Origin of the sequence: Sulfurimicrobium lacus (assembly GCF_011764585.1) — a bacterium.
Classification (GTDB): domain Bacteria; phylum Pseudomonadota; class Gammaproteobacteria; order Burkholderiales; family Sulfuricellaceae; genus Sulfurimicrobium; species Sulfurimicrobium lacus.
This window is the reverse complement of record NZ_AP022853.1, coordinates 3,343,400-3,355,673: the sequence shown is the minus strand read 5'-3', so window position 1 is coordinate 3,355,673 and position 12,274 is coordinate 3,343,400. Positions and strand designations below refer to the sequence as shown.

Below are 12,274 nucleotides of genomic sequence, written 5' to 3'. Positions count from 1 at the left end.
CGCTCAGGCCTGGAACTGCGCCACCGTCAGCTCGAAGTTGCGCGCCAGTTCCTTGAGCTTGTGGACGGCGCCCGACAAATTGCTGATCGAGTGCGAATTGTCTTCGGCCATGGTGGAAATCCTTTCCACGTTACGCGCGATATCTTGGCTGGCGCTGTGCTGTTCGTTGGTTGCGCTGGCGATTTCGCTGATGCTTTGCGCTGTGCGCTTGGCGCCGGAATCGATTGCCGATAGCGAATGTGTTGCCTGATTGGCCAGCGACACACCTTCTTTTACCTTGATTCTGCTTTTTTCCATCACCGTCATGGACTCTCGCGTGTCGGCCTGAATGTCGCCGACCATGAGGTTGATTTCCGCCGTGGCTTTGGTGGTGCGCTCTGCCAGTTTCCTGACTTCGTCGGCCACCACCGCAAACCCGCGCCCCTGTTCGCCGGCGCGCGCCGCTTCGATGGCTGCGTTGAGAGCCAGCAGATTGGTTTGTTCCGCGATATCCTTGATCACCAGGGTGATCTTGCTGATTTCGCTCGAGCGATTGTTGAGTGCGGCAATCAGGCGCGATGACTCGGTTACGGCTTGGGATATCCCCGCCATCTCGTTTGCCGCCTGGGTGGCGACTTGCTTGCCGTTTTCGCACAGGGCGCTGCCTTCATTCGAAATGGACAGCGATTCGCGCGCATTCTGGGTGACCTGTTCGATGCTCACGGCGATTTGTTGCACCGCAGCGGCCGTTTCGGCGGCAGCAAGCGACTGACTGCGCGAACTCTGTTCGACGTGGGTAACGGTATCCGCCAGCAGGACGGCTTCCTCGCTGACGGTGCGGGCCGCCTGCTTCATGCCCGCAACCATGTTGCGCAGGCTCTCCAGCGTGCTTTCCAGATGGCGGGCCATCTCGCCGAATTCATTGTTGTGGGCAAAAGCCACACGCGTCTGCAGGTCGCCGGACGCGACTCGCGCCAAGGCTTGTTGCAAGTATTTCATGCCCATGTCCATGCTGCGGACCTGCAGGGTGGTGACGGTGGTGGATGCGATGGCGACAATCGCGCCGACAATCAGCGTCAGAATGACGATCAAACGCATCTTCTCCGCAGTGGCCACGCTTGCGGCATGTTCAGCCTGAATTTTTTCATTTTGCAGGGCAATCAGCTTGCTGACCGGGTTCAGGATGCCGCTTTCGAGCGGAGGCCAGTCGTCGTCGAGGACAGAGCGCACCATGGTTTTGTCGTTTGCCTGATGGGATGCTTCAAGGAATTTGTAGAACGAATCGAGCGATTTCATTTGCGCGTCAACGCTTGCCATCAGGCTCGCTTCTTCCGCGGACATGCCGCTGCCCTTGCGCGTCTTGAACTCGTTCCAGAGCGCCGGCAGACTGGATTTGAGCTCGGCCAGTTGCCTGGCCGCCTGGTCGAACGTGACTTTGTCGAACATGACGGCTGCCATATTGAAGCGCGTTGCGGTCAGCTTGCGCTCCATATCGAGCAGCAGGGATGACGGTACAACGGATTGCTCGTATACGGCGGTCATGGCTGAATTGCTCTTTTGCAGCACCAGCAGATTTTCCGTCGCCAGCAGAAACAGGATCACTGCGCTGAAGATGGCGCCGGCAAACAGGCTGGCTTTGATACCTGGTTTTCTGATCATTTGGTAATACATAACGTGATGTGAGAGGTGGCGATTCTGCCATCGGCGTGTGACGGTATTGTTACCGTCCGCGCAAAAACAAAACGCCCGCTCCAGAGATTATTGGAGCGGGCGTTCGAGGCGGAAAGGTTGGTGCGGGTAGCCGAACTTCTCAGTGATGTTTAGCCAAACTTGCCGGTAATGTAGTGGCTGCGGCCGCCACTGCGTGGCTTAACGTTCGCGATGCTCACGTGAGCCTTTCACCGTTACATAACTGGAAGGATTAACCAAACTTTCCAGTAATGTAATCTTCAGTGGCCTTCTGTTTGGGCGTGGTGAAGATGGTGTCGGTGTCGCTGAACTCGATCAGCTCGCCCAGGTACATGTAGGCGGTGTAGTCGGAAACGCGGGCGGCCTGTTGCATGTTGTGCGTGACGATGGCGATGGTGTAATCCTCCTTGAGCTCGAAGATCAGTTCTTCGATGCGCGAGGTGGAAATCGGGTCGAGCGCCGAAGCCGGTTCGTCGAGCAGTACGACTTCCGGTTTCACCGCGATGCCGCGGGCGATGCACAGGCGCTGCTGCTGGCCGCCGGACAGGCTGGTGCCGCTCTGATTCAGCTTGTCCTTTACCTCGTCCCACAGCGCCGCCTTGCGCAAAGCCCATTCCACCCGCTCTGCCATGTCTCGGCGGCTAAGACTCTCATAGAGTTTTACGCCGAATGCGACATTGTCGAAAATCGACATCGGAAAGGGGGTCGGCTTCTGGAATACCATGCCCATCTTGGCGCGCAGGATGTTGAGATCCTGCTTCTTGTCGAGAATGTTCGCACCATCCATCATGATCTCCCCCCTGGCTTCCTGTCCTGGGTAGAGCTGGTACATGCGGTTGAAGGTGCGCAGCAGGGTGGATTTTCCGCAGCCGGACGGGCCGATGAAGGCGGTGACCTTCTTCTCCGGGATGTCCATGTTGATGGACTTCAGTGCGTGATATTTGCCGTAGTAGAAGTTCAGGTCGCGGACGGTAATTTTGGGAGCTGTCGAGTGCGGATGGTTCATGCTCATCTCAGTTTTCAATTGAACGACGATTTTTTGCGGAACAGGACGCGTGCCGCGATGTTGAGTCCCAGAACGCCCAGCGTGATCAGTAGCGCCCCGGCCCAGGCCAGTTTTTGCCAGTCTTCATAGGGGCTCATGGCGAACTGGAAAATAACCACGGGCAAGTTGGACATGGGGCGGTTCATGTCCGCGCTCCAGAATTGATTGTTGAGTGCGGTGAACAGCAGTGGAGCGGTTTCGCCGCTGATGCGCGCAATCGCCAGCAATACGCCTGTCACCATGCCGGCCTTGGAAGCGCGCCAGGTTACCAGCGTTACGACTTTCCATTGCGGGGCGCCCAAAGCGGCGGCGGCCTCGCGCAGGCTGTCCGGTATCAGGCGCAACATGTCCTCGGTGGTGCGCACCACCACCGGAATGACGATGAGCGACAGCGCCAGCGTGCCGGCCCAGCCCGAAAAATGACCGACATTGGCGACATAAACGGCATAGATAAAGAGGCCGATCACGATCGACGGCGCGGACAGCAGGATGTCGTTGATGAACCGGGTGGTGGGGGCAAGCCAGCCGCGCTGACCAAACTCGGCCAGGTAGGTGCCGGCCATGATGCCGATCGGGGTGCCGATCAGGGTGGCGAGTGTGGCCATCACCACGCTGCCGGCGATGGCGTTGAGCAGGCCGCCGGCGCTGCCCGGCGGCGGTGTCATCTGGGTAAAAATGGCAATGCCGATGCCACCCAGACCTTTCTGGAACAGGGTAAACAGAATCCAGGTCAGCCAGAACAGGCCGAAAGCCATGGCCAGCATGGAGGCGGTAAGGTTGAAGGCGTTGACGATGCGGCGCCGGGTGTAAATGGGGATCATGGTTAGGGCTCGTTAATGAATAACTTGGACATACGCTGGGGCTATTTTGGGCGCAGGCCAAGGCGCGAGACGTGCGGTTGTGTCATTCACAACAAGCGGCTCGCAACGCGGGCATGCGGCCAAAATAGCCCCAGCCCGAAGGGTTGCTGTGTATTCGGGCGTCTGCGGCGTTGCGAGACTTGGCAATGGAATAACCATTGCCCGCGTCTCGCGCCTTGCGTCCATCCCGAATACACAGCAACGTATGTCCAAGTTATCCATTAACGAGCCCTAAGTAGCCTTGCCTTCGCGTTTCTTGAGCTGAATCAGCAGGATCTTGGCGGAAGCCAGCACGACGAAGGTGATGAAGAACAGGATCAGGCCGAGCTCGATCAGCGCCGAGGTATAGAGTTCGCCCTCGGCTTCGGTGAATTCATTGGCCAGCGCCGAGGCGATGCTGTTGCCGGGCATGAACAGGGATGCGTGCAACTGGTGCGCGTTGCCGATGACGAAAGTGACCGCCATGGTTTCGCCCAGCGCGCGGCCGAGGCCGAGCATGATGCCGCCGACCACGCCGATCTTGGTGTAGGGGAGAACCACGTTCCACACCACTTCCCAGGTGGTGGCGCCGAGGCCGTAGGCCGATTCCTTGAGCATGGGCGGCACGATCTCGAACACGTCGCGCATCACGGCGGCGATGAAGGGAATCACCATGATGGCCAGGATGATGCCGGCAGTCAGTATGCCGATGCCCATCGGTGCGCCTTCGAACAGCAGGCTGATGCCCGGCAGGCTGCCGAAGGCGCTCTGCAGTCCGGGCTGCACGTGCTTGGCGAACAGCGGGGCGAACACGAACAGACCCCACATACCGTAAATGATGCTGGGAATGCCGGCCAGCAGTTCGATCGCCGTGCCCAAGGGGCGGCGCAGCCAGGGCGGGGACATTTCGGTGAGGAACAGGGCGATGCCGAAGCTGACTGGGATGCCGATCGACAGGGCGATGGCCGAGGTTACCAGGGTGCCGATGATCGGCACCAGTGCGCCGAATTTTTCGGTGACGGGGTTCCAGTCGGAGCTGAACAGGAAGCTGAAGCCGAATGCCTTGATCGCCGGCATGCTGCCGATAATCAGGGAGCCGATGATGGCGGCAAGCAGCGCGAAGACGAGAAAAGCAAATAACCACGTAGTGTTACGGAAAATCTGGTCAAACAGATGTTGTCTTTTCAGTGTCGCTGCGGAGTGTATTTTTGACATCGTTTGGCTTCGTAGGGCTGAAGAAAGTGCAGGTTGATTTGTAAACCGATGATTATAACCAGTTTGCACCCCGGCACTAGCGGTTGCCTGGCAATTTGTTGTATTCATGCTATTGTTGGTCCGTAAATGGCACTGAACGATTTTCAGCCATGTTGCTGAAAGGGCTGAAAATCGTTCAGGGTCATACCGGTGAAAGGCCGGGCATACGACATGCCCGGCCTTTTTTCTCGCTGATGCCTGGGTTTAGTACACGGCCTTGCCGTTGGCACCCTTGATGTTGGTTTTCCAGGAACCCGCGATCAGCTTCACGACGTTGTCCGGCATCGGGACGTAGTCCAGTTCCAGCGCCATGTTGTCGCCCTTGGTGTAGGCCCATTCGAAGAATTTCAGGACGTTCTTGGCTTGTTCCGGATTGTCCTGCGCCTTGTGCATCAGGATGAAGGTGGCGCCGGTGATGGGCCAGCTTTCCTTGCCGGGCTGTTGCGTCAGCACTTGATAGAAACCAGGCGCTTTGTCCCAGTGGGCATTGGCGGCAGCGGCCTTGAAGGTGACGTCGCTAGGCTTGACGAAGTTGCCGTCCAGGTTCTTGATCATGCCGGATGCCATCTTGTTTTGCAGGGCGTAGGCATATTCGACATAGCCGATGGAACCTTTGATCTGCTTCACGAAATTGGCTACGCCTTCGTTGCCCTTGCCGCCGGTGCCGGTCGGCCATTGCACGGAAGTGCCTTCACCAACCTTGGTTTTCCACTCGTCGCTCACCTTGGAGAGATAGTTGGTCCAGATGAAGGTGGTACCGGAACCGTCCGAGCGATGTACCACGGTGATGGCTTGGTCGGGAAGGGCGACGCCTTTGTTGAGCGCGACCAGTTTCGGATCGTTCCACTTGGTGATCTTGCCGAGGAAGATGTCGGCCAGCACTTCGCCGGTGAATTTAAGTTCGCCGGTCTTGACTTCGGGCAGGTTGTAGACGGGAATGTCGCCGCCCATCACGGTGGGGAACTGGGTCAGGCCGTCTTTTTCCAGGTCTTCAAATTTGAGGGGCATGTCGGACGCGCCGAAATCGACGGTCTTGGCCTTGATCTGCTTGATGCCGCCACCGGAGCCGATGGACTGGTAATTCATGCCGATACCCGTTTCTTTCTTGTAGGCGTCGGCCCATTTGGCGTAAATCGGGTACGGGAAGGTTGCGCCGGCGCCAGTAATGTCGGCGGCAAAAGCTCCGGTGTTGAAAGCCAGTGCTGCAGCGGCGATCAGGGTACGACCAAATTGCAGTTTCATCTAGAACTCTCCTGTGGAATGAAGTGGGTGTATAGCGGAGATAAAGTTTAGTCAGTCAATGTTACAGAATTATGAATTCGGATTCACGTTCCGCGCGGCCCGCTATGAAACGTTGCGGCGCTCGATGAAAAGGGTGTTGCCCGCCCCCAGCTTGGCCTGCTTTTTGGCTTCGGCCGCCGCTGCCGCGATGTCGTGGTGCGAGCGGTAAGCGCCGCGGATGACAGGGACCGCGCCGATGGACAGGCTGGTGAGCGGGAAAAACAGCGCCTCGCCCTGCCGGCTTTGCGCATGAAAGCCGCCGCTCGTTTTGTCCGCACTGTCGAACAGATCCTGGACCGCCGCGTCGAAACGGCGCAACGCCTGTTGGCAGCGCCATTCCCAGTCGTCGCTCTGGAAGATCGTCACGAAATCGTCGCCGCCGATATGGCCGACGAAATCCCGTTCCGGATCGCTGGTCTCGCGCAGTATTCCGGCCACCAGCTGGATCATGTCGTCACCCTTGCGATAGCCGTAGCGGTCGTTGAAGGGCTTGAAATTGTCGAGGTCGCAATAGCACACCACGAAGGCGCTGCCGCTCTGCAGCAGGCGTTCGATGTGTTCGTTGATCGGCACGTTGCCCGGCAGCATGGTCAGGGGGTTGGCATAGCGGGCCGACTGCAGTTGCAGTTCGGTGATTTCGCGGATCAGGTCCTGGCTGCTGCCTACCCCGAGGAATTGCCCCGCCTCGGTGATGATGAAGCCATCCGCAAGGTGGCGGCGCTCGCCCTCGGCCACCATGCGGCTGAGTTCCTGCAGGCTGAGGGACTGCTCAACCATCAGCGGATGGTTGTCCATGAAGCGGGTGCAGGACTTTCTGCCATAAAGCTCGCGCTGGTACGGCTGGGCGAAGCGGTCGAGCAGGGAAAAGCGGCTGATCAGGCCGAGCGGCCGTCCGTCCTTTACAACCGGCAGGACATGCAACTCCGGATCGCGGGTGAATATCTGGTAAACCGCCTCGGCCGTCGTGGTGTCCGTAACGGTGGGAACCGTGCGCAGCAGTTTGCGTGCGGTGACGGCTTTGTGCAGCGGGTTGTTTTGTGGATAAACCGCGATATGGTTGTGCTTCAGACTGTCCACTACTTCGGCAGGCGCAGACAGCGGCGGAATCGCCCTGGGGCGGGCGATATGGTATCCCTGCCCGAAGGCGATGCCGAGATCGTGGACGACATTGAGCTCAGCCTGCGTTTCTATGCCTTCGGCAATCACGTGTGTGCCGAGGCTTTCCGCGATGACCTGAATGGAGCGCACGAACTGGAGCTTGACCGGATCCTGGTTGATGCCCTGCACGAAGTGCATGTCGATCTTGACGAATTCCGGGCGCAGTTCCGACCACAGGCGCAGGCTGGAGAATCCGGCGCCGAGGTCGTCCATGGCAATTTCAAACCCCATGGAGCGGTAGTGGTGGACGGCTTCGCGCAGCAGGTTGTAATCGTAGATCGGCTTGTTTTCCGTGAGTTCAATCACTACCCGGGACGGATTCAGATCGAGTTGGTGAATCAGGCGCAGCGTTTCCCCCTGGCGAAAATCCGACTGCAGCAGGCATTCGGGACTGACGTTAAGGAACAGTCGTCCCGGCAACTGCTGCTTGACGAAATTCTCGAGGGTGACCAGGCGGCACAGCCGCTCCAGGTCCGCCAGGCGGTTGCCCATCTCGGCGGCCTTGAACAGATTGGCGGGGGAGTGCAACGGGCTGTCGGAAGGGCCGCGGATCAGGCCTTCGTAGCCGAATATCTGGCCGCTGGCAAGGTTGAGGATGGGCTGGAAAAAAGGCGTCAATTGGCGTTTGGCGAGAATCTCGTCGAGTCTTTGCAGATTTTCACTTTCCGATGCGGGTGGTTGCTCGTGCCCATTGCGCGGGCCGATTTGCAGAAGCCGAGGCTCGGCCAGGTCCATAAAGGTCTCATCGTTGGAAGAACAGGTCGCACAGGTTAGCGGACGAATGTGACAGAAATGTGACATTTCCCCGCGGCGTGCTAGGTGCGGTATTAGCGGTAGAGCAGGTTCGGCAGCCAGAGGGAAATGGCCGGCACGTAGGTGATCAGGATCAGGTAGAGCAACATGAAACCAACCCATGGCAGGGTGGCGAGTGAAACCTCAGTCAGACCCATTTTGGCCAGATGGCTGGCAACAAACAGGTTCAGGCCGACCGGCGGGTGAATCATGCCGATTTCCATGTTGACCACCATGATGATGCCGAGGTGGATGGGGTCGATGCCCAATGATTTCGCGATGGGCAGAAACAGTGGTGCCAGGATCAGGACGATGGAACTGGGTTCCATGAACTGCCCCGCGGCGAGCAGGGCGAGGTTCACCACCAGCAGGAACATCCACGGCTCCAGGTTTTGTGCCAGTACCCAGGAAGACATCGCCTGCGGGATCTGTTCGGAGGTGAGCAGGAACGAGAACAGAATGGCGTTGGTGATGATGTAAAGCAGCATCGCGCTGGTGTTGGCTGCCTTCAGCAGAACCTTGGGAACGTCTTTCCACTTCAGGTCGCCATAAAAGAACATGGCGGCAAGGAACGCATAAACCGCGGCGACCGCCGCCGCTTCGGTGGGGGTGAAAATGCCGCCGTAGATGCCGCCGATGATGATCACCACGAGGAACAATCCGCCCCACGCGTCCTTGAGTGAGTCCCAGAATTCCTTTGCCGTCGGCTTGGGCTGGGTCGGGAAGCCATGCCGCTTGGCCTGGATGAACACCAGTCCCATCATGATGATGGCGAGTAGGGCGCCGGGGACGATGCCGGCGATAAACAGCTTCCCGGCGCTCTCCGAGGTGGCGACGGCATAAATGATCATCACGATGGAAGGCGGTATCAGGATGCCCAGCGACCCGGAGGTGGTGATCACGCCCACACCGAAGCGTTTCGGATAACCGGCTTTCACCATGGCGGGCAGCATTACCGAGCCGATCGCCATGACGGTGGCCGGACTGGAGCCGGAGATGGTGGCGAAGAATGCGCACGCCAGCACCGACGCCATCGCCATGCCGCCCGGCATCCATCCCACCAGGTTGTTAGCGAAACGGATAATGCGTGAGGCGATTTTTCCGTCGATCAAGAATTGGCCGGACAGGACGAAGAACGGTACCGCCATGATGGCAAAGCTTTCCAGGCCGGTGAACAGGCGCTGGGAAATGATGTTGACGGTATCGAACGAGAAAGAGGAAAAGCCCAGCAGGAACACCAGCACGGTCATGCCCAGCGCGATCGAAATCGGCGTGCTGGTGATGAGCAGCAATAGCAGGATGGAGATGATTAGAAGGAAGGTCATGGCAACGCTTCCTTCTCTTCCTGGGCAGCTCCTGCCATGCCTTGGGTATGACTATGGAGAAGGCCGGTTTTCAGGAAGAGAATCATGGCCTGAATAAAGCGGTAGCACATCAGGCCTGAGCCGAGAGGGATTGCCAGGTAAATGATCCACATTGGCCATTCGAGGTCGGGCGATACCTGGCCCGTGCCGTAGATGAAGATGACCCAGCGCGCGCCGAAAAAAGCGATTACCCCGGTGAACGTCACGCCCAGCGACATGGCGGTGATGATCAGAATGCGCCTGATCGGCGGGTTCGCAGCATTGACCACGAAATCCACGCCGATATGGATTCCGGTTCGCACCCCGTAGGCGGCGCCGAATTTCGCCATCCAGATAAATAGGTAGATGGTGAGTTCCTGCGCCCAGCTGATGCCGCCGCCAGTGGTGTATCTCATCACCACCGCGGCAAAGGCCACCAGAGTGGCGGCAGCCATGAAGGAGCTGATCAGCCATTCTTCAAGGTGGTTGAGGAAGCGGTTGAACATGGTTGAGGATGCCCCCGGGCCTGAGGCCCGGGGAGCGCCTATTTGGCGGCGACTTTTTCTTTCTGCACCTGGGCGGCGATCGCATACGACATCTGGATCAGGTCCTTGCCGATGGAGCTTTCAAATTCCTTGTGCACCGGCAGCAGCGCGGCACGCCATTTTGCGCGCTCCTCATTGGGGAGAATGTAGACTTCGGTGGTCTTGGCGGCGCGAACCTTGTTCAGGGCTTCGTCGTTTTCGGCCTTGGCGATGCTGCGCTCAAAAGCAGTGGCTTCCTTCATGGCCTGTTCGAGCGTGGCGCGAATGTCAGCCGGGAGTCCTTCCCAGAATTTCTTGTTGACGATCACGGCGTAGCCCAGGAAGCCATGGTCGGATACGGTCAGATGCTTCTGCACTTCGTGCATTTTCTGGGTGTAAAGGTTGTCGGGGGGGTTCTCCGTGCCGTCCACCACGCCCTGTTGCAGTGCGGTGTAGACTTCGGAGAAGGCCATGACCTGCGGGTTTGCACCCAGGGCTTTCATCTGGGCATCGAGTACCTTGGAGGACTGAATGCGCATTTTCAGCCCTTTGAAATCGGCGACGGTATGCAGCGGCTTGTTGGCGCTCATCTGTTTGAAGCCGTTATCCCAGAAGGCCAGCCCGTGGAGGCCCTTGGTTTCGAGCTTTGCAAACATGTGCTTGCCGACATCGCCGTCCATCACGCGGTGTACGGTTTCATAATTCGGGAAAATATAGGGCAGGTCGAAAAGTTCGAACTCGGGGGCGCCCATGGGACGGAATTTCGACAGCGAAGGGGCCAGCATCTGCACGGCGCCGAGCTGGAGCGCTTCCATTTCTTCGCGGTCCTTGTAGAGCTGGCTGTTGGGGTATACCTCGACTTTTACCTTGCCCTTGGTGCGTTCTTCGACCAGTTGCTTGAATTTTTCCGCCGCGCGTCCCTTGGGTGTGTCGGGCGCCACCACATGGCTGAACTTGATCACGATTTCATCGGCGGCCTGAACCATACTGCTTGCGCTCAGGGCCAGAACCATCAACAGCATTGTGCCTAGTTTCATTTTGTTCTCCTGATCTTGTTATGTGGTGTGGCCGTTTTGGCTGATGTTATCGGGATGTCCGGTTGTAATCAAGGTTGCCGGTTGTATTCCATTCCAGCATTACGCCCGGTTCGCCTGGCTGTGCCTGGAACCTGCAATCTATGCCGATCCCCACCACCGCAGCCAGGTTTTCGCCGCTGTATAGCAAAGGCAGCGCTTGGCGCGACCAGGGCGGCATGCCGGTTTCCTGAAACAGGTTTTTCAGGCTGCGGCTCGGGCGTGTGCTGTCCGGCCGTAACCTTTCCCCGCCTTGCCGGACGCGGATCGTGACGCGCTCTTGTTGCAGGCGGGTGAGGCTGATGCCTTGTCCGTGCGTCGGCCAGAACGTCAGGAGTCCGCCTAATTCCGGGAGCTGGACTTCGTTCTCTCCTTGCCACGGGTAGCACAAGGAGAGTGGTGGTGGGGGGAACACCGGGGTGACCCAGGCGCGATCCTGAGAACGCCGTAGTTCGAATGCGCCGAACGGGATTTTGATCTGGGCATCGCGTTTGGCGTTAAGCAACTGGTGCAGCGTCTCTTCCAGGCGGATGGCGCTGGGTGCAGCGATGCCGTGCTGCTTCAGGTAATAGCGCAGCAGATTTCTGGCGCGGGAAGGGGGCAGATGTGCCAGGGCGGTGACGGACAGCTTTGGGGCGTCGATAGCTTTTGCACCGTCCAGTCGCGCCAGTTCATCCTGCAGATGTGCGCTTTCGGCGAAGTTGCGACTGGCGCGATAGAGCGTTTCGCGGTAGGCGGGGAAGCGTTCCTCGACGATGGGCAGCAGGCGGTGGCGCAGGAAATTTCGGTCGAAACGCGTGTCCAGGTTGCTTTCGTCTTCCACCCAGGCCAAATCGTGCCGGCGCGCATAGTGTTCCAGCGCAGTGCGCGGAAGTTCCAGCAACGGGCGCAGCAGACGCCGGTTTTCTTCTGCCATGGCGCTTGCGCCCGCCACGCCACTGCCGCGCAGCATTTGCAATAACAGAGTTTCGACCTGGTCATCGAGGTGATGCGCCAGAACGATGAAGTCTGCAGTGGAGCGCGCCAGCGCCGCATGCCGTGCGTCGCGTGCCGCTGCTTCCAGGCTGTCGCCGGCAGGGGTGATCGTGACGCTGGCGATTTCAAGCTGAACGCCATAGTCCTGGCAGCACGCGACGCAGAAATCCGCCCAGTCGCTCGCATGGGGACTGAGCTGATGGTTGACGTGCGTGGCGGAAAGATGGAACTGCAGCTGCTCGCGCAGGCCGGCCAGGATGTCGAGCAGAACAACGGAGTCCACCCCGCCGCTTAATGCCAGCATAAGGTGTTGGCCGGGTTG

Annotated in this window: 10 protein-coding genes; all 10 read right to left on the bottom strand. The window is 58.8% G+C overall.

Annotated elements, in window-relative coordinates:
- Nucleotides 1-3 precede the first annotated feature (3 nt).
- Nucleotides 4-1,638 carry a methyl-accepting chemotaxis protein gene (locus tag SKTS_RS16345; protein WP_173067503.1) on the bottom strand — a complete coding sequence of 545 codons (1,635 nt, stop codon included), beginning with the start codon at nt 1,636-1,638 and terminating at the stop codon, nt 4-6.
- 262 nt (nt 1,639-1,900) lie between these two features.
- Complete coding sequence (gene pstB / locus SKTS_RS16340; RefSeq protein ID WP_280513672.1) at nt 1,901-2,674, bottom strand: phosphate ABC transporter ATP-binding protein PstB; 774 nt, start codon at nt 2,672-2,674, stop codon at nt 1,901-1,903.
- Nucleotides 2,675-2,688: 14 nt separating this feature from the next.
- The gene (gene pstA / locus SKTS_RS16335) at nt 2,689-3,534 is read right to left on the bottom strand and encodes a phosphate ABC transporter permease PstA (RefSeq protein WP_173067497.1); all 846 of its coding nucleotides are present in this window, start codon (nt 3,532-3,534) and stop codon (nt 2,689-2,691) included.
- 270 nt (nt 3,535-3,804) lie between these two features.
- Complete coding sequence (gene pstC / locus SKTS_RS16330) at nt 3,805-4,767, bottom strand: phosphate ABC transporter permease subunit PstC (protein WP_173067494.1); 963 nt, start codon at nt 4,765-4,767, stop codon at nt 3,805-3,807.
- 243 nt (nt 4,768-5,010) lie between these two features.
- Nucleotides 5,011-6,048, bottom strand: a complete 1,038-nt coding sequence (pstS, locus tag SKTS_RS16325; protein WP_173067492.1) for a phosphate ABC transporter substrate-binding protein PstS — start codon at nt 6,046-6,048, stop codon at nt 5,011-5,013.
- Between the two features lie 102 nt (nt 6,049-6,150).
- Nucleotides 6,151-7,980 carry a GGDEF domain-containing protein gene (locus SKTS_RS16320; RefSeq protein ID WP_173067489.1) on the bottom strand — a complete coding sequence of 610 codons (1,830 nt, stop codon included), beginning with the start codon at nt 7,978-7,980 and terminating at the stop codon, nt 6,151-6,153.
- Nucleotides 7,981-8,072: 92 nt separating this feature from the next.
- On the bottom strand, nt 8,073-9,362 hold the full coding sequence (locus tag SKTS_RS16315; RefSeq protein WP_173067486.1) for a TRAP transporter large permease: 1,290 nt from the start codon (nt 9,360-9,362) through the stop codon (nt 8,073-8,075).
- Nucleotides 9,359-9,886, bottom strand: coding sequence for a TRAP transporter small permease (locus SKTS_RS16310; protein WP_173067483.1), 528 nt, complete (start codon nt 9,884-9,886; stop codon nt 9,359-9,361). Before SKTS_RS16310 ends, SKTS_RS16315 begins: the two co-directional genes overlap by 4 nt.
- 38 nt (nt 9,887-9,924) lie before the next feature.
- The gene (locus SKTS_RS16305; RefSeq protein ID WP_173067480.1) at nt 9,925-10,941 is read right to left on the bottom strand and encodes a TRAP transporter substrate-binding protein; all 1,017 of its coding nucleotides are present in this window, start codon (nt 10,939-10,941) and stop codon (nt 9,925-9,927) included.
- A 46-nt stretch (nt 10,942-10,987) separates the two neighbouring features.
- Nucleotides 10,988-12,256, bottom strand: coding sequence for a tRNA lysidine(34) synthetase TilS (tilS, locus tag SKTS_RS16300; protein WP_244617374.1), 1,269 nt, complete (start codon nt 12,254-12,256; stop codon nt 10,988-10,990).
- Between the last annotated feature and the right edge of the window lie 18 nt (nt 12,257-12,274).